The 25,890-nt window shown below is 73.8% G+C and carries 10 protein-coding genes; all 10 read right to left on the reverse strand.

The window, feature by feature from the left end:
* From AB0E85_RS23565 to asnB, 10 genes are read right to left on the reverse strand one after another with little or no spacing between them, the layout of a single operon-like run.
* Positions 1-3,486 carry an amino acid adenylation domain-containing protein gene (locus AB0E85_RS23565; RefSeq protein WP_361930416.1) on the reverse strand — a complete coding sequence of 1,162 codons (3,486 nt, stop codon included), beginning with the start codon at positions 3,484-3,486 and terminating at the stop codon, positions 1-3.
* Positions 3,477-6,041 carry a lantibiotic dehydratase gene (locus tag AB0E85_RS23570; RefSeq protein WP_361930418.1) on the reverse strand — a complete coding sequence of 855 codons (2,565 nt, stop codon included), beginning with the start codon at positions 6,039-6,041 and terminating at the stop codon, positions 3,477-3,479. The genes AB0E85_RS23565 and AB0E85_RS23570 overlap by 10 nt, the downstream gene beginning before the upstream one ends.
* The gene (locus AB0E85_RS23575; RefSeq protein ID WP_361930420.1) at positions 6,038-9,844 is read right to left on the reverse strand and encodes a condensation domain-containing protein; all 3,807 of its coding nucleotides are present in this window, start codon (positions 9,842-9,844) and stop codon (positions 6,038-6,040) included. The genes AB0E85_RS23570 and AB0E85_RS23575 overlap by 4 nt, the downstream gene beginning before the upstream one ends.
* Positions 9,841-11,394, reverse strand: coding sequence for a class I adenylate-forming enzyme family protein (locus tag AB0E85_RS23580; protein WP_361930423.1), 1,554 nt, complete (start codon positions 11,392-11,394; stop codon positions 9,841-9,843). The genes AB0E85_RS23575 and AB0E85_RS23580 overlap by 4 nt, the downstream gene beginning before the upstream one ends.
* Entirely contained in the window at positions 11,378-13,225 is a 1,848-nt protein-coding gene (locus AB0E85_RS23585; protein ID WP_361930426.1) for an ABC transporter ATP-binding protein, read from the reverse strand. Before AB0E85_RS23585 ends, AB0E85_RS23580 begins: the two co-directional genes overlap by 17 nt.
* The gene (locus AB0E85_RS23590; protein WP_361930429.1) at positions 13,225-15,012 is read right to left on the reverse strand and encodes an ABC transporter ATP-binding protein; all 1,788 of its coding nucleotides are present in this window, start codon (positions 15,010-15,012) and stop codon (positions 13,225-13,227) included. The genes AB0E85_RS23585 and AB0E85_RS23590 overlap by 1 nt, the downstream gene beginning before the upstream one ends.
* On the reverse strand, positions 15,009-19,502 hold the full coding sequence (locus AB0E85_RS23595) for an amino acid adenylation domain-containing protein (RefSeq protein ID WP_361930432.1): 4,494 nt from the start codon (positions 19,500-19,502) through the stop codon (positions 15,009-15,011). The genes AB0E85_RS23590 and AB0E85_RS23595 overlap by 4 nt, the downstream gene beginning before the upstream one ends.
* Positions 19,499-22,084 carry a condensation domain-containing protein gene (locus AB0E85_RS23600; RefSeq protein ID WP_361930434.1) on the reverse strand — a complete coding sequence of 862 codons (2,586 nt, stop codon included), beginning with the start codon at positions 22,082-22,084 and terminating at the stop codon, positions 19,499-19,501. Before AB0E85_RS23600 ends, AB0E85_RS23595 begins: the two co-directional genes overlap by 4 nt.
* 1 nt (position 22,085) lies before the next feature.
* Positions 22,086-23,975, reverse strand: coding sequence for a non-ribosomal peptide synthetase (locus tag AB0E85_RS23605; RefSeq protein WP_361930437.1), 1,890 nt, complete (start codon positions 23,973-23,975; stop codon positions 22,086-22,088).
* A 46-nt stretch (positions 23,976-24,021) separates the two neighbouring features.
* Entirely contained in the window at positions 24,022-25,887 is a 1,866-nt protein-coding gene (gene asnB, locus AB0E85_RS23610; RefSeq protein ID WP_361930440.1) for an asparagine synthase (glutamine-hydrolyzing), read from the reverse strand.
* Positions 25,888-25,890 lie beyond the last annotated feature (3 nt).

Consider the following 25,890-nt stretch of genomic DNA (forward strand, 5'->3'; position numbering starts at 1 on the left):
TCACCGGGCACCGCCGCTGATGTCGCCGAGCCGGGCCAGCAGGTCGTCCAGACCCGCCGATTCCGGTGCGCGCCGCACCGCCCGGATGCCGGGCTGGGCCGACGAGGCCGCCACCGCGCCGGGCTCCTCCAGGCGCCGGGCGAGCTCCGCCACCGTCGGCGCCTCGAAGAGCGACCGAATGGTGATCTCCACACCGAACTGCTCGCGGATGCGGTGGGTGATCACGGTGGCGAGCAGCGAGTGCCCGCCGAGGTCGAAGAAGTCGTCGCGGGCGCCGACCCGGGGCACCTGGAGCACCTCGGCCCAGATCCGGGCCAGGCTCTCCTCGGTGGCACCGCTGGGTGCCACGTACTCCTGCGCGGAGCCGGGCGGCGCCGCCTCGGGCAGCGACCGCAGATCGGGTTTGCCGTTCGCCAGCCGCGGCAGTTCCTCCAGGACCGACCAGGCCGTCGGAACCATGTAGTCCGGCAGCAGGCCACGGACGTGGCCCCGCAGCTCGCGCGGATCGAGGGCGGCGGTGGACGGCCCGGCGGGTACCACGTGGGCGACCAGGCGCATCCCCGTGCTGTCGGGCGCCGCCACGACGACGGCGTCGGCGACCCCGGGGTGGGATCGCAGGGCTCGCTCCGTCTCGCCGGGCTCGACGCGGAAGCCCCGGATCTGCACCTGCCGGTCGACGCGGCCCACGAACTGGACGGTGCCGTCGGGGCGGTAGCGCCCGAGATCGCCGGTGCGGTACTCGCGCTCGCCGCCGGGGCCCGCCGGGAGGAAGCGCTCGGCGGTCCCTTCCGGGGAGCCCGGATACCCCAGGGCCAGGTGGGGGGAGCGCACATGGATCTCGCCGAGTTCGCCCACGCCGGTCTGCCGCCCGGCCCGGTTGCGCAGCACCAGCTGGGCGCCCTCGACACCGGCGCCCAGGGGGATCTCGGCCGGGACGCCGGACGGGGCGCCGGCGCCGGGGACCGGCACTTCGTAGGCGCTGACCGCCTGCGGGGTCTCCGTCGCCCCGTAGAAGTTCACGCACCGCACGCCGGGGGCGTAGGAGCGGGCCCGCTCGACGTGGCCGCCCAGCAGCCGGTCGCCGCTGAAGCACAGCAGCCGCAGGCTCGTGTTGCGGATGCCCTCGGCGCCCGAGAGGACGAAGTCCAGGGTGGCGGGGGTCATGTTGGCGACGGTGATCCGCCGCTCGTCCAGCCAGGCCGCGAGCTCGCCCGGCTTGAGGGAGGAGTGGTCGGGGACGTACAGGGCCGCGCCGAGCGCGAGCGGGGTGAACACGTCACGCAGCATGGGGTCGTGGCCCGGTGCGGAGAGCAGCGCGAACCGGTCCTCGGCGGTCAGCCCGTAGTCGCGGGCGTACCAGGAGACGAAGTGGGCCAGCGGGCCGTGCCCGCCGAGCACGGCCTTGGGGCGGCCGGTGGAGCCGGAGGTGAACGCGGCATAGGCGACGGTGTCCGGACCGCACTCCGCGGCGGCCCGGTATTCCGTCGCGGACGCTTCCGGCCCGGATCCGGCGGCCGCCGGGGTGAGGCGGACCGCCGCCGTCTCGGTCAGGGCGGCCTCCAGCTCGGGGGCCGGCCCGTCGGGGGCCTCGCCCGGCGTGGCCACGGCGATCCAGCCGCGGATCCCCGCGGTGCGTACCTGGTCGGCCAGCCGGACGGCGGGCTCGGAGGGGTCGAGGACCACGAAGCCGGCTCCGGCACCGAGCACCCCGAGCAGAGCCGCCACCAGGCCGGCCCCGCGCGGGCCGTGCACGGCCACCAGGTCGCCCGGGCCCAGGCCCGCGTCCCGCAGCCGTGCGGCGATCCCGCCCGCCCGCCGGGCGAGTTCGCCGTACGTGAGCGACTCCGCGGGGTCGCACACCGCGACGGCGTCCGGGGTCTCGGCGGCCCGGCGCGCGAACATCTCGTGCACCGGAACGTCCCAGGCGGCCGGCAGGGGCCGCTCCGGGTCCGGCAGCAGCTCCCGCGCGGCCGTGGTGACCAGCGGGTACCGGGTGAGCGGCCGGCCGGCGTCCAGCGCGACCGCGGCGAGCAGCTCCCGGTACTGCTCCAGCAGCTCGGCGGCGCGCGCCGCGTCGAACAGATCGGCGTTGTGGACCAGGGTGAGCGTGCCGCCGTCGGCGCTGACGTAGAGGGTCAGGTCGAACTTGGCGCCGGTCTCCGGGACGGAGACGATCTCCGCTTCCACGCCGGGCAGTTCGAGGGCCTGCGGGGAGTACGGAACCATGTTGAAGAACACCTGGAAGACCGGGGTGCGGTCCAGCCGGCGCTCGGTTCTCAGTTCGGCGAGGACCTGCTCGAAGGGGACCTCGCTGTGCGCGTAGGCGTCCAGGGCCGTGTCGCGGACCCGGCGCAGGGCGGTGCGGAAGTCGGGGTCGCCGGAGAGGTCGGTGCGCAGGGCGAGGGTGTTGACGAAGCAGCCGATCAGCGGCTCGGTCTCCGAGCGGTTGCGGCCGGACTCGGGGATGCCGACGACGAGGTCGTCCTGGCCGCTGTGACGGGCCAGGAGCGCGCTGAACGCGGTGAGCATCGTCATGAAGAGGGTGGCGCCCTCCTCCTGGCTGAGGCGTTTGAGGGCGGCGGTGGTCTGCGGATCGAGCCGGCCCTCGGTGCTCATGGCGCGGAAGGTCTGGACGGCGGGGCGCGGCCGGTCCAGGGGAAGCGCCAGGTCGGTCGGGGCGTCGTGGAGGCGGTCACGCCAGTGGGCCAGCTGCCCGGCGGGACCGTCACCGGCGAGCCATTCGGCCTGCCAGGCCGCGTAGTCGGCGTACTGGATCTCCAGAGGCGGCAGCGGGGAGCCCGTGCCGCGCGTGAAGGCTGTGTACAGCGCGCCCAGTTCACCGATCAGGACGGACACCGACCAGCCGTCCGAAATGATGTGATGCATCGTCAGCAGCAGCACGTGCTCGTCGTCGGCGGACCGCAGCAGCACCGTGCGCAGCAGCGGGCCGGCCGCCAGGTCGAACCCGCGCCGGGCCTCCTCGGCCCCGGCCCGGGCGACCTCCTCGGCCCGCTCCCGCGGCGGCAGGTGCCGCAGGTCGCGCAGTTCGAGCGGGATGGCCAGGGAGTCGGCGACATGCTGCTCGGGACGGCCCCCGACGGCGCGGAAGGTGGTGCGCAGCGCTGCGTGCCGGTCGGTGATCTCCTGCACGCAGCGCCGCAGGACGTCCACGTCGACGGGGCCCCGCAGCCGGACCCCGGCGTGCATGCCGTAGGCCGCGTTCCCGGGATCCATCTGGTCCAGGAGCCACAGCCGTTGCTGGGCGGCCGAGAGCGGGGCCGGGCCGGTGCCCGGGCGGCGGCCGATCGGGGCCTGGGCGGCGCGGGCGCCGAGCAGGGCGACCAACTCGTCCTTGGCGGCGCGCAGCTCGGTGCGCAGCTCGGGGGTGAGGGCGCCGTCGGGTGCGCTGTAACGGAGCCGGCCGTCCTCGGTCCACAGCCGGATGTCGAGCGTCCGCAGGCGTGCCATCAGGTCGGTCACTGACACTTCGTGGGTTCCCTTCGCTGGGAGTCGACCGCGACGATGCGGAACTCGCTGGTGAATCGGTTGCCCTGGTGGTCCGTGAGCCAGGTGTGCTCGGCCGTGGGGAGCATCTCGCTCACCGTGAACGCGGGCCGGGCACCGGGGGCGGGGGCCGGAGCGGCCCGGACCGCGTGGGCGAACGCCTTGGTGAAGACCGGACTGTCGAAGTCGACGTAGAACGGCTTGGTCTCGTGAACGGCCTTGACGAAGACGAACCTCGGCATCCCGTGGTCGCGCGCCCACCGGCGGACGGCGGTGAACTGTTCCAGCTCGTCCTCGATGCCGCCGAAGGGCAGTTCGGCGGCGTGGAAGCGCCAGGTCTCGCGGCTGATCACCAGCCGGTCGACGGTGATCCGGGGGGTGTGGGCGAGCGGGGCCATCGGCTGGAAGCGGCTGACGACCTTGAAGCTGAGCGCCTCGGCGAGCAGGTCGACCATGTCGAAGACGGTGCCGCGGTCCACGTCACGGGCGACGACGGCGCCTTCGGGGGTCCGCTCGACGACGAGGCAGCCGACGGGCAGCGCCCGGTCGTCGGCGGTGTACCAGGACGACTCGTCGCTGAGCAGCAGCCGGTGGTCCTTGTCGGAGGTGAGCAACGGCACGAAGCGGGTCGAGTAGAGCCAGTACTTCGGCAGCACGGGGACGACGCGCGCCTCGGGTATGTCGGCCGCGACGGCCGCCATCAGCTCGTCGGGCCGGGGGTGCTGGTTGACGAAGAGCAGGTTGCGCAGGGTGTTGGCGCCCGCGTGCAGTTCGCCGAGGACCAGCTGGTACTCGCCGCGCTCGACGGCCTCGGGGCTCTCGGCGGCGAGCATCACGTCGGGACACTGGTGACGGGCGGCGGGCCAGCCGGCGTCCGGGGCGGCGAACCGCTCGGTGACGGCGTCCCTCAGCTCCGCCGCGGTGCGGGTGATGCGCCGTGCCCCGTCGAAGGGGCCGAGCACCTCCGCCCAGCGGCGCTGGAGTTCGGCGACGGCCGTCTCGATGGGCTGCTGGACCTGGCCCAGCAGCAGCGGCTGGAGGGACTGCCAGAAGTCGGTGAACCGCACCTCGGCACCGTCCGCGGCCAGTTCCCGGTGCAGCCGGTCGAAGACGGCCCGGTAGCCGGTGGCGACGGTGTGGGTCAGCCAGCGGGCGGAGTCCAGCATGAGGGTGAGCGGGGGCCCGAGTTCGGCGCGCAGGCGGGCGCCGAGTTCCACCGTCCCGGCGCGGCGGGTGTCCTCGTAGACGAGGGTGCGCGCGCCGTAGGTCTCGCCGCGGGCGCGGGTGGCCGCCGTGCCCGTCAGTTCGGTGAAGGTGGACTCCAGGTGCTCCAGGGCCCGTTCGAGCTCGGCGGGCTTGCCCGCGGCCCCCCGGACACCGGCCCGGGCCTGGGCGAGCAGGTCCAGACGGGCCAGCGCGGACTCGCGCAGCCCGGTGTCGCCGATCCGCCCGAGCTGGCGCCGCAGGGCGTGCTCCGGTTCGGGCTGGAGCGGCAGTTCCAGGTCCCAGGCGATCAGGCCGCTCTCGCACATCGAGGCGAGCAGGCCGGCCACCTGCTGCTCCCCGCCGTTCAGACCGGGCAGCAGGCGGGCGGCCTCAGCACCGACCTCCAGCGCGGTGCGGGTGCCGTCGCACAGGTCCAGGACGGTCCCCAGGGTGGCGACCTGGGCTTCGGGCAGGGTGACCGGGCCCGCGGGACGGTGCAGCACCCGGCCCTCCAGCCGTACGGCGGGCAGCCGGCGGGGGGCGATCCAGCGGCGCAGCGACGGATCGGTGCCCAGGGACCGGGCGAAGGAGTCCATGCACCACTGCTCGAAGTACACCTCGCGGGCGGCGAGCAGCTCCGTCTCGGTGCGCACGGCCAGCGGTGCGCCGTCCTCGACGAAGGAGCCCCAGCCGATGGGGCCGAAGAAGCCGATGGAGTCGTTCTTGACGCAGTACCGCTGGAGGTATCCGGCGGCCAGTGCCTCGTGTTCGCGACGGCGTGCGTTGCGGTGCACATTGCCGGGGCGGGCCAGGCGGCTGATCCCGGTGGTGTACGCCGCCCGGTTCTGCCAGATGACGGCCTCTTGGAACAGCGGGTCGGCGGCGGCCTCCCGCAGACCCTCCGAGAGCCGTTCGATGTCGGCGTCGAACGCGGCGCGTGCGGTGGCGAGTTCGGCGGCGGCCCGTTCCTCGGCCTCGGCCAGGGCCGCGTACTGCGGGCGGGCGGGATCCGGGCCGGGCAGCCGGCCCTTGTTGAGCCGGGAGATGGCGCGCAGCAGGGGGCGGCGGCGGGACAGGTCGTCCCACTGGCCGCTCTCGCGCAGCGCGTCCAGTTCGGCGCGCAGCGCGGCGAGGGCTTCCTCGCGCCGCTCGGCGGCCCGGGCGCGGGCCTGGGCCAGGCGGTCGGCGGCGGCCGCCGCGCCGGGTGCGGCGAGGCTCAGGACACGGGCTGCGGGGAAACCGGCTCCCCGGACGCCCAGCAGGCGCCAGACGTTCCAGTCGCCGCCGGGCAGCGGCAGCACGTGGCCGGCGGGCTCGGGGGTCACGGTCACAGCTCGCCCTCCTCTCGTGCGGCCGTGGTGGCGGTGGGTTCCTGGGTGCGGGCGCTCTCGCGTGCCCAGAGCAGGGCGTCGACGAAGGCGGCGCTCTCGGCGAGGGTCCGGGACTGCATGACGGCCCGGACGGGCGCCTCGACGCCGAAGGCGTCGCGTATGGCGCTGATGAGCTGGGCGGCGAGCAGTGAGTGACCGCCGAGTTCGTAGAAGTCGTCGTGGGCACCGACGGGTTCGACGCCGAGGATGTCCTCCCACAGGGCGGCCAGGACGCGTTCGGTCTCGGTGCGCGGCGGCGTGTAGCCGTCGTCCCCGGACGGGTCGCCGACGGTCCGGGCGGCGGTGCGTCTGGCCAGCAGGTCGGGTGGGCACAGGTCGCCGATCCGGGTGTCCGGATGGGCCAGGACGTCGGCGAGGGTCTGCCGGAAGTGGGCGGTGAGCCGCTCGGCCGTACTGCCGGCGTAGACGTCGGTGGTGTAGTGCAGTGAGCCGTCCAGGCCCGCCCCGGTGTCCACCAGGGTGAGCGTCAGCTCGTAGGGCGCGGTGTGCTGTTCGACGGCCAGCGGGGCGGCCCTCAGGCCTCCCCAGGCGACCGTGCCGGAGCCGGCACCGAGGACGAACGGCGCCGCGGCGTGCCCGGTGTGCGGCTTCTGGAAGAGGAAGGCGGCCTGGAAGAGCGGGCTGCGGCCGGGCACGCGGCGTGGGCGGAGGTGCTCCAGGATCAGCGGAAGCGGGTACGCCTGGTGGTCGAGGTCGCGGACGGCGTCGGCGTGCAGGCGGGCCAGCAGGGTGGCCGGGGTGTCCTCGGGTGCGAAGGTGACCCGGACGGGCAGCGGGTTGACGAAGTAGCCGATGACGTCCTCGTCGGCGCTGCGGCCGCGGTTGGCGGCCGGGGAGCCGACGACCAGGTCGTCCTGCCCGCCGGCGTGGTGCAGGGTGATGTGGAAGGCCGCCAGCAGCAGGCTGTACAGGGTGACGCCGCGGTCCGCGGCGAACGCCCTGAGCCGGTCGGTGAACTCGGGCGCGAGGGTGAAGGCCCGCCGCCCGGCCCGGTGGTCGACCAGCGCGGGGTGGGGGGCGTCCGTGGGGAGATCCAGGACGGTGGCGGCCCCGGCCAGCCGCCGCTCCCAGTAGGCGCGCAGCCGGTCCCCGGCGGGGCCGGCGAGCAGCGCGGCCCGGTGGGCGACGTGGTCGGCGTAGCCGTGGAGGGGGGCGGCGGGCTCCCCGGGATCCACCGCGGCCTCCCGGCCCGAGGCGGTCCTCGCGGCTTCCTCCTGGTAGAGCCGGCCGAGCTCGTCGGTCAGCAGCACCGCGGACCACAGGTCGCCGGCGATGTGGTGCAGCGTCAGCAGGACCAGGTGGACGTCGCCGGGACGGGTCAGGAGCAGCGCGCGCAGCACGGGCCCGCGCTCCAGGTCGAAGGGCTCGTGGACGGCCTGGGTGAGGCGGTCGCGGACCTGCTGCTCGTCCCAGGTACGGGCGTCGGCCCGGGTGAGGGGAACCTCGGGGGCGTCGGCGGTGACCGGCACCGGCCGGCCGTCCCGGACCCGGTAGGAGGTGCGCAGCACGGCGTGGCGGCCCGCGAGCCGGCGCAGGGCCGCCTGGAGGGTGTCCGCGTCGAGCGCGCCGTGCACACGGAACGGGATCGCGATGGTGTAGGCGGACCCGCCCGGGTCCTCCTGGTGGGCCTGCCACAGGGCGTGCTGGCCCGGGGAGACCGCGGTCAGCGCGGCCTGCGGGCCGAGCGGGGCGGCGCCCGCGCCGTCGGTGGCCTGCGCGTCGACCGGGCCGTCGTCGAGGACGGCGGCCTCGGCGGCCCGGGCGAGCGTGGCCCCGCCGAGCAGCTCGCTCAGCGGCAGGGTGACGCCGAGCTCGTCCTGGACCGCGTTGGCCAGGCGTACGGCGGCCAGCGAGTCGAGGCCGGCGGCCGCCAGGGGCTGGTCGTGGTCGACGGAATCGACCGGGACACCGGTCGACCGGGCGATGCGGCCGGCCAGCAGGGCGCGCAGGAACCGCGTCCGCCCGGCCGGGTCCAGGGCTGCGAAGGCGGCCCTGTCACCGGCCGGCCGGTCCGTGCCCGCCTCGCCACCGGCACGGGTGCTCGCGCTCCACAGCGGCTCGAACTCGCCTGCCGTGTAGCGCGCACGGGACAGCCGGCGCTGGATCTTGCCGCTGGTCGTCTTGGGGATGCTGCCCGGCCGGACCAGGACCACGTCGTGCAGGGCGATGTCGCACTGCTCGGCGACCGCGGCGCGGATCGCGGCCACGGCCTGTTCCCCGTCCAGTCCGCGCAGGCCCCGCCCGTCCACCTCCTGGACGAGGACGAGGGCCTGTTCCCCCTCGTGCTCCACGGTGAAGGCGGCGCCGCAGCCCTTGCGCAGCCCGGCGTGACTGTGGTCGGCCGCCCGTTCGATGTCGGTGGGGTAGAAGTTGCGGCCCCGGATGATGATGAGGTCCTTGCGGCGGCCGGTGACGAACAGCTCGCCGTCGGCGAGGAAGCCGAGGTCACCGGTGCGCAGGTAGCCCGTTCCGGCCTCCTCGCCGGCCGGGACGGCTCCGAAGGCCTCCGCCGTCTGCTCCGGGTCGCCGAAGTATCCCGCGGTGACGCTGGGGCCGCGCACCCAGATCTCGCCGACCTCGACGTCCGGGAGGGTGCGCAGGGTCTCGGGGGAGACGATGCACACGTCCTGTCCGGCGAAGGCCCGGCCGCTGCCGACCAGGGCGCGTGCCGGGCCGCCCGGGGCGGGTGCGTCGGCACGGCCGGCCCGGAGCGCCGCGGGGTCCACGGTGCGGACGGCGGGCTCCCGGTGGGCGGCGGTTCCGGTGACGAACAAGGTGGCCTCGGCCAGCCCGTAGCAGGGCAGGAAGCTGCTGCGCCGGAATCCGCAGTCGCCGAACGCCTCGGCGAAGGCGTCGAGGGTCTCCGGGCGGATGGGTTCGGCGCCGTTGAACGCGACCTTCCAGGAGCTGAGGTCGAGGTTCTCCCGGTCGGCGTCGGTGACGGCGCGTACGCACATCTCGTACGCGAAGTTCGGACCGCCGCTGACGTCGGCCCGCTCGTCGGAGACGGCCCGCAGCCACTGCATGGGGCGCCGCAGGAAGTTCATCGGCGACATCAGCGTGACGGGGAAACCGCCGTACAGCGGGGTGAGGATGCCCCCGATCAGACCCATGTCGTGGTACGGCGGCAGCCACACGACGCCGCGTGAGGCCGCCGTCACCCCGAACGCCCGGCTGATCATGTCGACGTTGTGCAGGAGGTTGGCGTGGGTGACCACCACGCCCTTGGGAGTGGCCGTCGACCCGGAGGTGTACTGGAGGAAGGCCGTGGCGCCGGATTCGGGGTCGTGCGTCCGCCACTGGGCCGCCAGTGCGGGGTCCAGGACGTCGGTGGCGACACCTCGCAGGGCCGCCAACGGGGTTCCGGCCACGCCCTGTTCCAGCACCGGAACGATGTCCGCGGTGGTCAGGGCGAGCCGGGCGCCGCTGTCCAGGGCGACGGCGGCCAGCCGGCCGACGGTGCGGGCGGAGCCAGGCGGGTACGCCGGGACGGGGACGGCCCCCGCGTACAGGCTGCCGAAGAACGCCGTGACGTAGTCGAGGCCGGGCGGGTAGAGCAACATGACGCGATCCCCGGCCCCGGTGCCCGCCTGCTGGAGCCGGGCGGCCACGGCGCGCGCTCCGGTCTCCAGCTCGCCGTAGGTGATCTCCTGCGGGCCGACATCGGCCAGGAACCGGAAGGCGGTGTCCGCCTCCTGCTTGTCCGCGCGCTCGCGCAGCAGTCGTACCAGTGTCCCGCTCATCGGTCGTCCCCCCGTGCCGGTGTTCCGTGATGGTGGTGTGGGTCCCGCAGGGCGGCGCGCCGGATCTTGCCGGAGGAGGTCCGGGGCAGCGCCGCGACGAACTCGGTGCCCAGGGGCACCTGGTGGGCCAGCAGGCGCTCGCGGCAGTAGGCGGTCAGCTCCCCCGCGGTGAGCGGGCCGGCGGCCACGACGGTCGCCCGGACCCGCTCTCCCCCGCCGGGCAGTTCCTCTCCCCAGACGGCGGCCTCGGCGACCAGCGGGTGACCGGCCATCACGGCCTCCACCTCGGCCGGATTGACCTTCTTGCCGCCGACGTTGATGAACGAGTCCTTGCGGCCGACCAGGTGCAGGCGACCGTCCCCGTCGGTACGGGCGACGTCACCGGTGGCGTACCAGCCGTCCACGAACGCCGCTCTCGTGGCCTCCGGTCGCCGGTGGTATCCGGCGAACATGGCCGGTGTACGCACCAGCAGGGAGCCGGGCCGCCCGTCCGGTACCGGCAGGCCGTCCTCACCGACCAGGCGGATCCGCACCCCCGGCACGACGTGGCCGACGCCGCGGTCCTCGGCGGGGTCGTCCGAGCGCTGGGTGGCGATGATCCCGGCCTCGGTCGATCCGTAGACCTGCTGGATGCGCAGGCCGGTGGCGGCGTGGAACCGCTCCGCGGTGGTGCGGGCGAGGGCCGCCCCGGAGGACAGGCACAGCCGGACCGAGCCGGTCGCGCCCGGGCGGGCGGCGACCGAGCGGGCCAGCAGGTCGTAGGCGACGGGGGCGGCGACGAGCACGGTGGCCCGTACGGCGGCCAGTTCGCGCAGCAACGCGCCGGGCGCGAAGCGCCCCGGCAGGGTGAGGCAGGCGCCGGTGAGCAGGGAGGTGACCAGGCCGGACACCATGCCGAAGGAGTGCAGCAGGGGCACCGCGAGGAGCACGCGGTCCTGCTCGCCGTAGCCGTGGACCCCCGCGTAGATGCGTGCTCCGCGTACCAGGTTCGCCTGGGTGTGCACGGCGGCCTTGGGTTCGCCGGTCGACCCGGAGGTGTACTGGTGCAGGAACGGCTCCTCGCCGTCGGCCGGGGCCGGCAGCGGGTGCTCTCCCTGCCCGGTCCGGGGCGCGGCGGCGGCCGCCGTCCGGTGCGCGGGCCAGGCTCCGGCCGCGGCCAGGGCCGTGAGGCGGGAGGCGGCGCCCACGAGGACCGCTCCGTCCGGGCCGTCGTCCGGGGTCTCGTCCAGGCCCTCGCGCAGGGCGGTCAGGGCGGCCGGTGCGGAGTCCGGCTCGGCCGGCACCAGGCGGGCGCCCAGCCGTGCGGCGGCCAGGAAGGCGACCGCGCATTCGACGGTGTTCTCGAAGAGCAGCACCACCGTGGAGCCGGGCCGGACCCCGGCGCGCGCCAGCCCGGCCGCGCCGCTCGCCACCGCCTCGCGCAGGGTGTGGAAGGTGTGCTCGGTGTGCGCGTCCCGCAGGACGGGCAGCGCCGGCCGGGTCCGTGCCCCGGCGTCGATCAGCGACCAGAGGGAGGGCCGATCCTGCTGGTGGTCAGCCTGCGGCGGCATCGAGCACCTCCCGTCGCCCGGCCTGCCCGGCGGGGTCCGTGGCCGCGGGGTCGAAGTCGGGCTGCTGGTGACGGAAGTAGGCGTCGTACAGCGCCGCGTACGCCCCTCCCCGCTTCAGCAGCGTCTCGTGGTCTCCCTGTTCGACGACCACGCCGTGGTCCAGCACCACGATCCGGTCGGCCTTGCGCACGGTCGGCAGGCGGTGCGCCACCACGATCGTGGTCCGGTCGGCCGACAGGGTGTCCAGGCCCTCCTGGACCAGCGCCTCGGTCAGGGGGTCGACGCTCGCGGTCGCCTCGTCCAGGACGAACACCGCCGGGTCCTGGAGCACCACCCGGGCCAGCGCGATCAGCTGGCGCTGTCCGGTGGACAGGTTGCGCCCGCCCTCGGTGGTCGGGGTGGCGAGCCCTTCGGGCAGCAGGTCGACCCAGTCACCGCCGGCCACCGCGCGGGCCGCCGCCTCGATCTCCGCCGGGGCGGCGCCTTCGCGCCCGTGCCCGATGTTCTCCCCCACGGTGCCCGAGAACAGGTACGGCGTCTGCGCGACGACCCCGAGGTGCGCGCGGTACTGCGCGAGGTCCAGCTCCCGCAGGTCCCGGCCGTCCACCAGGATGCGGCCTGCCTGGAACTCGTAGGCCCGCCCGATGAGCCGGACGACGCTGGACTTGCCCGCGCCGGTGTGGCCCACCAGCGCGACCGTCTCGCCGGGCCGGACGACCAGGTCGCACTCCTTGAGCACCGGGTCGCCGTCCCCGTAGCCGAACGTCACGCCCTGGAACTCGATCCGACCCTGGAGTTCGGGCACCGGCAGCTCGGCCTTCTGGACGACGCCGGGCGTGCGGTCCACCAGCGCGAAGATGCGTTCGGCGGCGGCCAGTCCCTGCTGGAACTGGCTCCAGTACGAGGCGATGGCGGTGAGCGGGAACCAGAACATGGTCAGCGCCTCGAAGAACAGCGCCCATTCGCCGGCGCTGAGCCCGCCCGCGGCGGCGTTGCGTCCGCCGAGCCAGGCCACGGCGACCGTGCCGAGGCCGGTGAGGGTCAGCAGCAGCGGGAAGATGCCGCTGAAGAGGCGGTTCATGCGCAAAGTGGCCCGGAACCAGCGCCGGTTGACCTCGACCAGGCCGTCGTACGTCGACTTCTCCTGGCGGAAGTTCCGGGCGACGGCGATGCCGCGCAGGGTCTCCTGCACATAGGAGTGGATCTCCGCCAGGGAGCGCTGCTGCTGCTGCGAGGCCCGGCGCGAGACCCGGCGGAAGAGGAGGCTGACGCGGACGATGGCGACCGCGACCAGGGCCGTGACCACGGCGAGACCGGAGTTGATGACGAAGAGCGCCAGCAGCATGATCCCGACCATCAGGATCTGGCCGACGACGTTGAGGGTCAGCGTCAGCAGCGTGGCGAAGGCCTGGGTGTCGGAGGTGACACGGCTGGCGATGGCCCCGGTGGTGTGGGTGTCGAAGAACGCCTGGTCCTGCCGGAGCACGGCGCGGAAGGCCCGGTCGCGCATCTGCAGCACCACGTCTCCCACGAGCCGGCCGACCGCGCGCGCCTGGACGAAGGTGAACAGCCAGGCGGCGACGCCGGAGAGGACGGCCGCCAGCACCAGCGGCACGACGCTCTCGCCCACCGAGTCGGCGGTGTCGACGACCATCGACAGCACGATGGGCAGGGTCACGCCGGCGGCCGCGGTGCCGAGCACCATCACGGCGATCAGGACGACCACCCAGCGGCGCGCGGTGAACAGCGGGCGGATGCGGCGCAGCAGTTCACCGTCGCTGTAGGCGCGGTCGTAGCTCTCGGGGTTGAGACCCTCCAGGATCGGCGCCATCACCGGTCTCCTTCTGCGGACGGGGCCGTGGCCAGGTACGGCGCGAAGATGCGGTGGTAGAGCTCGCAGCCGTCGATCAGGTCCTCGTGGCGGCCCTGGCCGACGATCCGGCCCCGGTCGAGGACGATGACGTGGTCCGCGGAACGGATGCGGGACAGCCGCGGGGTGATCAGGAAGGTGGTGCGGCCGGCCGATGCCCGCTGGACCGCCCGCTGGATCTCCTGCTCGGTCGCGCTGTCGACGGCACTGGTGGAGTCGTCGAGGACCAGGATCCGCGGGTCGGCGAGCAGCGCCCGTCCGATGGCGATCCGCTGCCGCTGGCCGCCGGAGAGCGTGACGCCCCGCTCGCCGACCAGGGTGTCGTAGCCGTCGGCGGACTCCATGATGAAGTCGTGGGCGCTCGCGTCCCGGGCGACCCGCTCCAGGTCGGCGCGGCTGGTGCCCGGCGCGCTGCCGAAGGCGAGGTTGTCGGCGATCGAGGAGGAGAAGAGGACCACGTCCTGCTCGATGACGGCGATCTGCCCGCGCAGCGACTCCAGGTCCCAGTCGGCGACGTCCACACCGTCGACGAGGACCCGTCCCGAGTCGGGCCGGTAGGTGCGGTTGAGCAGGTGCAGCAAGGTGCTCTTGCCGCTGCCGGTCGGTCCCACCAGCGCCACCGTCGCCCCGGCCGGGACGCTGAAGGAGACGTCGTGCAGGACGGGGGTGTCGCCGTACCCGAAGGTGACCGAGTCGAAGCGGACCTCGCCCGCCACGGTGGCGGCGTGGCCGCCCTCGCGGTCGTCGCTGTCGGAGCGGTCGTTGATGATCTCCAGGATGCGGCGGGCGCCCGCGATGCCGTAGTAGAGCAGCCCGATGCTGAAGGCGGCCAGCTGGGTGGGGGCGCGCAGGGCACCCATCAGGCCGAGGTAGGCGATGAAGTCACCGGTGCTCAGGGAGCCTTCGCGCACGAGCACGGCGCCGTGCAGCAGCGCACCGGCGATGGCCAGGTTGATCAGCAGCGGCGGCAGGTACAGGGACTGCACGTCGGCCTGGCGGACCGTGGCGTCGCGGTACTCGCGGGCCAGGTCGCCGAGTCTGCGCCGGGCGGTGCCGGCGCTGCCGGTGGCGGCCACGGTCTCGATGCCCGAGAGGGTCTCGGAGACCTGGGCGCCGAGCTTTCCGTTCGCCTCCCTCACCTGGCCCGACACGGGCTCCAGCCGCCGCCCGTGAGCGAGCAGGACCAGCACGAAGAGGATGACGAACGTGACCGGCGAGAGCAGCAGTTCGGGGTCGATCAGCGCGATCGCGACGATCGGGACGAGGATGCTCAGCAGCATGTCGATGGTCATGTCGGCGCCGGGCGACAGCATCAGGTTGAGCGCCTCGGCGTCGCCCGTGACCCGGGCGGACAGGTCCCCGATCGGGCGCCGGTCGTAGAACGACTGGCCCTTGCGCAGCAGCGCGGAGAACAGCCCGGCGCGGGCGTCGCGTTCGGTGCCGCTGGCGTACGCCTCCAGCGAGTAGGTGCTGGTGAAACCGGCGACGCCGCGGACCACGACCAGCGTCAGGATGAGCAGGATGGCGCTGGTGAAACGCTCCATGTCCGGTTCGTCGGCCAGCGCCGCGTCGATCGCGACGCCGATCGCGATCGGGACCGCCGCCGACAGCAGGTGCCAGAGCACGCCGGCCGCCAGGTGTGCGGCGATGTGTCCCTTGAACCGGGACAGGTGGGACCAGAGCCAGCTCCCGACGCTGTCGGTCGGGGGCCGGCCGGAGTCGCGGTCCGGAGGGGACTGCGCGGTCATTCGTTCTCCTCGTTCCGCTCCCCGCCGCGCGTGGGCGCGGGCAGGAAGCCGATGTGCACGAGGTGCGCCAGGTATGCGCGCACCAGAGCTTCGTCGACGGGCGGGCACGCCACCGCCGTCGCCTCGTAGGCGTTCTCCGCCGGCCCCGCGCAGGGCGCGCCGCCCGGCCCCTGGTCCAGGGCCCCGCCGAGGGTGGAGACGAAGGGGTGAAGGGCGTTGTCCGCCGAGCGCCGCGTGGACTCGACCAGTTCGGCCAGCCACTGATCGGACGGCAGGCGGCGCACGTCGTAGCCGAAGTCGCGCACCCAGTCGAACAGCTTCCCGAGGGTGACCGGCTGGGGGTGGGCCAGGTCGAACGCGCGGCCGGCTCCGCCGTCCCCGGCCAGTGAGGCACTCACCAGGGCGCGGACGACCAGGTCGACGGGAACCATCTGGACCGGCAGTGCGGTGTCCGGGCAACTGCCGAGCTGGACACTGCCCTTGATCATGGCCCAGATCAGGTCCTTGGGGTTGCCGCGGCCGGAGACGCTGTGCCCGGCGACGTAGTCGGGACGGTGCACGGCGACCGGGACGCCCCGCTCCCGGGCCTGGACCGCGAGCCGTTCGGCGACCCACTTCGACTGGTTGTACCCGCCCTGGAGCGCGGCGGCGGTCTGCTCGTCCGGTCCGGTCGCGGCGACCGGGACGGCCGCCGTCGAGACGTGGTGGACGCGGGCGCCGCCGGCCCGGGCGGCGAGCCGCAGCACCTCCTCGGTGCCCCGCACGTTGGCCGCGGCGAGCGCCTCGTAGGGCAGGACGAAGTTGACGCGGGCGCCGCTGTGGTAGATCGCGTCCAGGCTGTCGGCAAGGGCGTCGAAGTCGTCCCCGGACAGCCCCAGCAGCGGGGCGCCGAGGTCGCCGTGGACGATCTCGACGCGGTCCTCGTGCCGGATCCGGACGGCGTGCTCGTCGGCCGCCCGGCGCAGGCGCTCGCGGGCCGCCTGCGTGCTCTCCGCCCGGACCAGGCAGTGCACGACGGCCTCGGTGCCCTCAAGCAGCGCGTCCAGCAGGTGGACGCCGAGGAAGCCGGTGGCGCCGGTCAGCAGGATCTTGCGCGGGGGGTGGGCCGGGGTGCGGACCGCACCGTCGGCGACCGCGATCGCCGGGTCGAGGACGGCGCCGAGGTCGGGCGCTTCCTGCACCGCGGCGCTGCCCAGGCCGGCGCCGGCGACCAGCCGGGCCTGCGCACCGACGGTGGTGGCCTCGAACAGCTCGACCAGGGGGATCTCGGCCGCGAAGCGGCGGCGCAGTTCGAAGGCGATCCGCGGCACCAACAGGGAGTGCCCGCCCAGCCCGAAGAAGTCGTCCTCGGCTGTGACGTCCTCCACGCCGAGCACCTCGCGCCAGATCTCGGCGATCCTCAGCTCGACCGGGTCCACCAGCGGGGTGCCGGTGCGGTCGGCGGTGCCGTCCGTCTCGGCGGGGTCGGGCAGCGCCTTGCGGTCGTGCTTGCCGTTGGAGTTGAGGGGCATCCGCTCCAGAACGGTCAGGGTACTGGGGACCATGTAGTACGGCAGCTGCCGGCGCAGGTGTTCCGTGAGGTCGGCGGGGTCGGCGGTGCGGCCCGGCCTGGGCACCGCGTAGCCGGCCAGCCGCTTCTCGCCGCGGTCGTCCAGGCGGACGACGACGGCCGCGTCCTGGACGTCCGGGTGCTTGCCCAGGACGGCCTCGATCTCCTCCAGCTCGATGCGGAACCCGCGGATCTTGATCTGCCGGTCGACCCGGCCGAGCACCTCGACGTCACCGCTGGGCAGCACGCGGGCCAGGTCGCCGGTGTTGTACAGGCGGGCGCCGGGCTCCTTGGCGAAGGGGTGCGGGAGGAACCGTTCGGCGGTCAGTCCGGGCCGGCCCACGTAGCCGCGGGCGAGTGCCAGTCCACCGATGTAAAGGGTGCCGTTGACGCCGATGGGCACCGGCCGGTGGTGGTCGTCCAGGACGTAGAACTCGGTGTTGGGCAGGGGCCGGCCGATCGGCACCGGCTCTTCCAGGCCGCGGCCGGGCATCGGGGTCTCGAAGAGGCCGCTGTCCACGGTCGACTCGGTGATGCCGTAGGAGTTGACCAGGCGGGTGCCGGGCGGGCACAGGGCGTGCAGCGCCCAGTAGTCCTTCATGAACCAGATGTCCGCGCCGACGGCGAACACCTTGAAGTTGTCCAGCAGCCTGCCCTGTTCGGCCACGTGTCCCGACAGCAGCCGGACGACGACCGGCACGAGGTCGGCGAAGTCGACCCGCTCACGCTGGAGCAGCCCGTACAGCTTCGCCGGGTCCAGCAGGACCTCGCGGCTGCACAGCACCAGCGAGCCGCCGGAGCACAGAGCACGCACGAGGTCGCCGGTGAACACGTCGAAGGCGAGGTTGGCGGCCTGGAGGTGACGCCGGACGACGGTGCCGAGCTCGTAGACGCGCTCCCAGGAACGGAACGCGCTGACCAGCGCCCCGTGCGTGATCATGCCGCCCTTGGCGCGACCGGTGGAACCGGAGGTGTAGACGATGAAGGCCAGGTTCGAGGCGACCGCCGCGGGCCCGCGGTCGGGTCCCGTCGCGGCCGGCAGGCCTTCCTCGCCTGCGGCGAGCCACTCGTCGTAGAGGCCGACCGGCACGTCCGCGCCGAGGCCGGGCACGGCCTCCGCGGTGGCCCGGTTGACGAGGAGGACCTTCACCTCCGCGTCGGCGATGACGAAGTTGAGCCGGTCCACGGGGTTGGCGGGGTCCAGCGGCACGTACGCGCCACCCGCCTTGAGCACGCCCAGCAGCGCGGCGATCGTGTCGGCCGAGCGGGGGCCGCACAGGCCCACGCGCACCTCGGGTCCCACGCCCATGGCGCGCAGCCGGCGAGCGATCAGTTCGGCGCCGCGCTCGAGTTCGCCGTAGGTCGTGCGCCGGTCGCCGTCGACCACGGCGACCGCGTCGGGGGTGAGACGGGCGTGCTCCTCGAACAGCCGGTGGACGCACGCGTCCGGCTCCACGGCGACGGAGATCTCGTTGGCCTCGGTGAGCAGCGCCTGGCGCTCACTGCCGGAGAGAAGCGGGATGTCCGCGACGGTCAGGCCGGCGTCGGCGGTGACGGCGGCCAGCACCCGCTCGAAGTGACGGGCGAGCCGGCCGATGGTCTCGGCGTCGAAGAGGTCGGTGTTGTACTCCCAGTCGCAGCGCAGACCGCCTGCGTCGTCCTCGGAGACGTCCAGGGACAGGTCGAACATCGCGCTCGCAGGGCGGACCTCGCCGTAGCGGGAGAGCCGCAGGCCCGGCAGCTCGATCTCCTCCGTCCGGGCGTTGTGCAGGTTGAGCATGGTCTGGAAGAGCGGCGCCCGGCTGAGGTCGCGGTCGGCTCGGACCGTCTCGACGATCCGCTCGAAGGGCACGTCCTGGTGGGCGAAGGCGTCGAGGGCGAGCTGGCGGACCTCGGCGAGCAGGGTGCGGAACGGGGTGCCGCCCTCGACGTGCAGGCGCAGCGGGAGGGTGTTGACGAGGAAGCCGATCAGCGGCTCCGTCTCGGGGCGGTGCCGGCTGGCCGAGCTGGTGCCCACGATCAGGTCGGAGCGTTGGGAGTAGCGGTGCAGGAGCACCCCGTAGGCCGCGAGCAGGGTCATGAAGAGGGTGGCGCCCTCCTGCCGGGCCAGCGCGCGGACACGGTCGGCGCGGTCGGCCGGGAGCACCCGGGTGAGCACGGCGCCGGCATGGGTCTGCACCGGCGGGCGGGGGCGGTCGGCGGGGAGCTCCAGGCTGGGCAGCTCGCCGGCCAGGCGCTCGGTCCAGTAGGCGAGTTCGCGGGTGAGGGTGTCCTCCTTCCCGTAGCGCTCGCGCTGGCGGAGGGCGTAGTCCCCGTACTGGGAGCCCAGTGGCGGCAGCGGGTCGCCACCGCCCGCGGTGAAGGAGCCGTAGGCGAGGGCGAACTCGCGGACGAGGATGCCGATGGACCAGTCGTCGCCGACGATGTGGTGCAGGTTGAGCAGGGCCACCCACTCCTGGTCGGCGAGCCGCAGCAGGGCGACCCGCAGCAGGGGCCCGGTGGCCAGGTCGAAGGGGGCGGTGGCGTGCTCGGCGGCGAGCCGGGCGGCCTCGGCGTCCCGTTCTCCGTCCGGCAGGCCGCGCAGGTCGGTGACGGGCACGTCGATGCCGGCGGGCGCGGCGACGACCTGCCGGGGCCGGCCGTCGACGGCCGGGAAGGAGGTGCGCAGCGTCTCGTGCCGCCGGACGACGGCGCCGAAGGCGCGGCCGACGGCGGGGACGTCGAGGACTCCGGTCAGCCGGATGGCGTGCGGCATGTTGTAGACCGGGCTGCCGGGCGTGAGCTGGTCGAGGAACCACAGGCGTTCCTGCGCGAAGGACAACGGCTTCTCGGAGGTGGCCGGTTCGGCCGTCTCCCGTTCGCGCAGGGTGCGCAGCAGCAGGGCGTACTTCGCCGGCGAGAGCTGCCGCAGCCGTTCCAGTTCCGGCGTGGATCGGGTCACGGGGTGCGCTCCTGGAGGTTCTGGGCGTGGTTCGTCAGCCATCCGGCCACCTGCTGCGGCGTCCCGCTTCCGGCGGGTTCGCGGCGCGGCGGCTCGGTGCTCCACCAATCGAGGGTCAGCCGTCCGTCCCGCTCGGACAGGACGACCTCCAGCGGGTGGTGCCGGCCGGCCGGTGCCGTTTCGAGGCTCAGGCCGGGGATCCCCGCGGCCCGGAACGGGGCGCCCCCGGGCACGGGGACGGTGGCGTCCCCGACGTGGACCAGGCCGACGGACGGCCGGCCCGGGCCCGCGGCGCCGGTCGGCAGGGTCACGGTGCGCGGGACGGTGGTCGCGCCGACCAGGCGCCCCGGCCGGCCGGCCGTCTCGGTGTGGTCGGTGACGGTCAGGGTGAGGGCCGAGCCGCCGTACGCGGCGCCGAGCACCTCCTGGAGTGCGGCGGCCACGGCGAGTGCGGTGCCGCCGGGGGCGGCGGCCAGGGCGCGGCTGTCCGCCGCGGAGAGGGTGGTGCTCTCCACCCTGACCGGCTGTCCCCCGGTGGCCGGCAGCACGGTGTGCCCGTCGGCCGCCGGTGCCTCCTCGGTGACGACGCCTTGGGCGGTGCCGTCCGCGGGGGGCAGCTCGCGGACCACGGTGCCTTCGGCGGCGCCGTCCGCGGTGGGCCGCTCGCGGGCCCCGGCCGGCGGCAGGCTGACGGGGACGCCGTCGCGGACCTGGGTCAGAGCCGTGGCCAGGTCCTCCAAAAGCACCGGCCAGGAGGCCGTGTCGGCGGCCAGCTCGTGCACCACCAGCAGCAGGCGAGGGGGCCGCTCCCCGCGTTCGACGAGGACCACGTGGGCCAGGGGGCCGGCGGCGGGGTCGAGGCGTTCGCGCAGGCGGCGCTCCAGTGCGCGCAGCAGGGCGGGTTCATCCTGGCCGGCGCGGCGTGTGAGGTCGACGGCCGCGACCGGTACGGCGGAGGCCGCGGCGGCGGTGGTGCGGAGCCACCGCCCGTCCTCCGGGTGGCACGTGTAGCGGGACCGGAGTGCCTCGTGGTGCAGCACGGTGGCCAGCACGGCACGCCGGACCTCGGTCAGCGCGGGGCGGTGGTCGAGGTCGAGGAGCAGCGCTCGGGCTCCGGCCCGGCCGGACTCCAGCAGCGCCTGCTCGGCGGCCGTCACGGGGGCGCTGCCGTCGGTGGCCTCGGCCCGGGCGGCACTGCCGTGCGCCGACAGCCGGAGCCGCTTGCCCGTTCCGTCGAGCGGATCGGGCAGTTCCTTCCGCTCGACGGCGCCCCGTGAGCGCGGGATCCGGCTGAGCGGCACCCAGTGTTCGGGGATGAGGAACTCCGGCAGTCGTGCGGAGGCCGCGGTCCGCAGCTCGCTCTCGCCGGCGGTCGCGCCCTCCCGGGTCACGAAGTAGGCGGCCAGTCGGGTGCCGAGTGCGTCCCGGGCGCCGGGGTCGGTGTATCCGATGCGGCTGAGCATGGACTTGACCCGGTGGATGTTGACGGGGGTGCGCAGTTCGGCGTCGGCCTCGGCGCGCGCGAGGTGGCCCAGCCGGACCTCCCAGCGGGTGGGCGACTCGTAGTTGTGGAAGCCGCGCTCCAGCTTGTGGACGTACACGCCGACGTCGTTGATCATGCAGTTGGAGCTGCAGAACCCGGTGTCCTTGGGGGCACTCCACAGCTGCGACGTCTCCGCCAGCAGGGCCCGGATGTCGTCCTTGGTCACGTCGGAGTAGCGGTAGTAGTCGACGACCTCCACCTCGTCCACGGCCCGGTCGGAGCCCGAGGCGATCCGGTCGCCGACGCGGTGGTAGATCTGCCGGCCGACGGCCAGCTGCTTCTCGATGTACTGGGCGTCGAAATCGCCCTGGCGGTAGAACCACAGCAGCCGCTCATCGATGATCTGGCCGCGGGAGAGGCCGGTGACGATGCTGGGGATGCCGCGCTCGTAGGCGAGCTGGTTGGCGAGGTCCAGCAGCGAGCGGAAGCAGCCGTTGCAGACGCTCTTGTGCTCCTTCAGGCTCTGGACGAAGATCCGGTTCTGGTCGGCGCGGGTCGAGGTGACGTGCTCGATGCCCAGGGCCGCGGTGATGTTCTCGACGTTCTCCAGGGCGGTACGGGAGATGAACCCGTTGTCGAAGGTGAACGTCATGACCCGTAGGCCGAGGCGCACCAGCTGGTGCAGCACGTAGGTGCTGTCCTTGCCGCCGCTGAAGAGCAGCAGGCAGTCGTAGTCGGATCCGGCTGCCCGGGCGCGCTCGCGGATGCGGGCGGTGAAGGCGTCGACGTCCCCGAAGTAGCCGTGGATCTCCTCGCGGTGCTGCTCGTACATCGTGCACAGGCTGCATACGCCGCTGTCAGCGTCCAGTTCCAGGCCCGGGTAGCGGCCGTCCATGCCGCAGCGGACGCAGATCTCGGGCGGGACGTCCTCCAGCGTGCCGCCGCGGAAGACGACGGCCGCGTCCAGGACGTCGGGGTGCTCCAGCAGCGCGCTCTCGACCTGGCGCTCGATCAGCCGGACGTTCTCGGGCGAGGGCAGGTCCTCGCCGGCCTGCGCGGGGTCCTGCGGCGCGTCGTCGTGGGTCACGGTCCGGGACATCTCAGGCACTCCCTTCCTTCAGCAGGCGTTCGGCTTCTTCCTCGTCCAGGCCGTCCAGCGAGTCGAGGAGGTCGTCGAGCGAGTCGCCGCCGGTGAGGATGGCGGTCTCGATGCGCTCGGCGAGGGCTTCGACGGTCGGGGCGGCCAGGAAGTCCTGGAGCGGGATCTCGACGCCGAACTCACTGCCGACGCGCGACAGCAGACGCATGACCAGCAGCGAATGCCCGCCGGACGCGAAGAAGTCGTGCCGCACGCCCGCCTTCTCCACCGGCAGCAGGTCGGCCCAGATCCGGGCCAGCGTGACCTCGGTGGGCGTGCGCGGGGCGACGTACTCCGTCGTGGAGGCCTGCTGCGGAAGGATCGGGGCGGGCAGCGCGCGCCGGTCCACCTTGCCGCTGATGGTGCGGGGCATCCGCTCCAGCGGGACGAAGACCCGGGGCACGGCGACGGCGGGGAGTCTGCCTGAGAGGTGTGCGCCGACCTCCTCGGGTTCGACGGCCCAGGCCAGCTCCACGAAGGCGCACAGGTGCGCGATGTCGCCGTTGCCGTCCTTGACGGGGACCACGGCGGCCTCCCGCACCGCGGGATGGGCGCGGATCAGGTGCTCGACCTCGCCGAGTTCGACCCGCACGCCACCGATCTTGATCTGGTGGTCCTTGCGGCCGATGAATTCCAGCGATCCGTCCGCGAGGATCCGGCCGAAGTCGCCGGTGCGGTAGACGATGTCGTCCGGGTCGTCGCCGAGCGGATTGGGCACGAACGTCTCCAGGGTGGCGTCCGGGCGCAGGTAGTACCCCAGGGACATGAAGGGCGTGCGGATGTAGATCTCACCGGCCGTGCCCTGCGGGCTGGGCTTGCCGCGGCCGTCGAGCACGGCGATCCGGGCCCCCGGCATGGCCTTGCCGACCGGGATGAGTTCACGCTCGGCGTCGGCGGGGGTGACCTTGTGGAAGGTCTTGGTCATGGTCGTCTCGGACGGCCCGTACAGGTTGATCAGGCTGATGCGTTCGCCGTGCCGGGCGAACCAGCGGCCGGCGTCGGCGGGGGCGAGGGGCTCGCCGGCGGTCAGGACGGCGCGCAGCTCGGCGAAGCCGGGGCTGTCGGCGGACTCGGCGGCCGCGGCCAGCCCGCGGAAGACCGAGGGGACGCAGTGGACGAGGTTCAGCCGCTGCCCGTCGATCCAGCGGCCGAGCCCGGCGCCGTCCAGGAGCAGGCCGGGCGGGGGGACGACGACGGTGCCTCCGGTGGCCAGCGGGACGAACAGGTCGCGCAGCACCGCGTCGAAGGCGACGGAGGCGAACTGGCTGACCCGCCAGCCCGGTTCCACGCCGAGCAGGTCCGTCTCCCAGCGGATGTAGTGGTCGATGCCGCGCATCCGGCCGGCGATGGCCTTCGGCGTGCCGGTGGAGCCCGAAGTGAAGAAGAGGTACGCCGGGTCGTCGGGAGCGGGCACGTGCGGGTCGGTGAGGGGCTCGCCCCCGGCGGGCACGGCGAGGTCCACGGCGAGCCGGCGGGCCTGCGGCACGGCGGAGGCGAGCAGCTCGTTCACCCGCTCGGTCTCGTCGGCGCCGGTGACGGCGAACTCCGCGGCGGTGCCGGAGAGGGTGTCGCGCAGCCGCAGGTCGGGGCCGTCCAGGTCGAAGGGGACGAAGACCGCGCCGGTCTTCAGGATGCCCAGCACCGCGACGGCGAACTCACGCCGGTCGGTGGTGATCACGGGCACCAGGGCCCCGGGAGTCACCCCGGCCGCCCGCAGCTCGTGGGCCAAGCCGTCCGAGCGGGCCACCAGGTCGCCATAGGTCAGTTCGCCCAGCGGGGTCTGAACGGCCACGTGCTCCGGGTACTTCTCCGCGGCCTGCCCCACCAGGGCGTGGATCGGGTCGAACGCCATCGTGCTCTCCTCCATCGGTCAGGGCCGGCGGTGCCGCCCCGGTGGGTCATGAGTGGTCGGGCAGGCCGAACGTGTCCAGCAGGACGCCGAACGTGAGGACCACCAGCAGCAGGTCGTCCCCGAGGTGCGGATGGACCTCGAAACCGGGCTCGGTGTAGGTCTTCTTCAGCAGTTCGGTCACATCGGGGTTGAAGTAGCCCTGCCGCTTGATGCGGTCGTAGGCGAGCATGTCGCCGATCCACTCGTGGTTCTGCCGGAGCAGCTGCGGGCTGCCCTGCGCGCGGAAGCCGAACTTCTCGCGCCGGATGATCGGTTCGGGAACCAGCCCGCGTGCCGCCTGCTTGAGCACGTACTTCTCCGTGCCGGCGCGGACCTTGAGGCGGGCCGGGATGCGGGCGGCGAAGCGGACCACGTCGATGTCGAGGAACGGGTAGCGGGCCTCCACGGAGTTCGCCAGGGCCATCCGGTCGCCGTGGTCGGTGAGCAGGTGGTCGGTCAGGCGCAGTTTGACGTCGAGGTAGCTGCGCTGGTGCAGGGGGTGGCGTCCGCGCAGCATCGCGCCGTCGGCCACCGGGTGGCGCAGGGCGTCGAAGTCGGGGAAGGCGTCGACGAGGCCGGGCGCGTAGAGGTCGAGCTTGGACTCCCGCCAGGCGTGGTAGTCGCGTTCGTAGAACACGCCGGGGTCGCCCCACAGGGTCTGGCGGACCTCGCGCTCCAACTGGCCTTCGAGGCCGGCGCCGTGACCGTCGCGGTGGCCGGCGTGGTCGAAGCGGTAGCCGAGGTAGCCGCCGAACAGTTCGTCGGCGCCCTCACCGGTGAGTATCACCCGGGTGCCGGAGCGGCGCACGGCCCGGGACAGGGCCAGTGAGCACGTGTTGTAGGTCTCCTTGACCGGGGTTTCGGCGTGCCGGACCATCCGCCGCAGTTCGCCTTCGATGTCGGCCGGTTCGAAGCGGGTCTCGTGGTGCTGCGGCCGGAGGAGGTCCACCATCATCCGCTGGTGGGCGGACTCGTCGATGCCGCTGTCGCCGAAGGCGATGGAGAAGGAGTGCGGGCGGGCGTCCGGCTCGGTCCGGTGGACCAGCGCGGCGATGAGTGAGGAATCCAGTCCGCCGCTGAGGTAGTACCCGACCGGGACGTCGGCCTGAAGGCGCCGGCGCACCGAGGTGGCGAGCAGTTCGCGCAGGGTCTCGGTCCAGTACGCGTCGGTCTGCTGCTCCTCCTCGCCGTCCGGGGGGTAGTCGAGGTCCCAGTAGGTCGTGGTCCGCACCGACCCGTCCTCGACGAGCAGGTACTCGCCGCCCTTGAGGCCGCTGACGCCGCGGAAGACGGTGCGGGGGCTGACCGGGCCGGGGAAGGTCAGCACCTGGTCGAGGCCCGTGAGGTCCACCGCCCGCTCGACGGCGGGGTGTTCGAGGACGGCCTTGATCTCGGAGCCGAACACGAGGTGCTCCGCGGTCCGCGCGTAGTACAGGGGCAGAATGCCCATGTGGTCGCGGGCCAGCATGAGGCGGCGCCGGTGCCGGTCGTAGAGGGCGAAGGCGAACTGCCCGTTGAGCCGGTCCAGGAGGCCCACGCCGTGCTCCTCGAAGAGGTGCACGATCACCTCCACGTCGGACAGGGTGGTGAACCGGTGCCCCTTGGCCTCGAGTTCGGCGCGCAGTTCACGGTGGTTGAAGATCTCGCCGTTGCAGACGAGGACGAGTGAGCCGTCCTCGTTGCTGATCGGCTGGTCGCCGTCCTGGACGCCGACGATGCTGAGGCGCCGGAAGCCCAGGCCCGCATGGGCGTCGAGGTAGCGCCCCGCGGAGTCGGGTCCGCGGTGCAGCAGTGTGGCGGTCATGGCGTCGAGCGTCCGGGCGTCCACGGCGGGAGCCCTGCCGAGGGCGACCACTCCGGTGATTCCGCACATGGC

This window comes from Streptomyces sp. NPDC029044 (assembly GCF_040637495.1).
Lineage (GTDB): Bacteria > Actinomycetota > Actinomycetes > Streptomycetales > Streptomycetaceae > Streptomyces.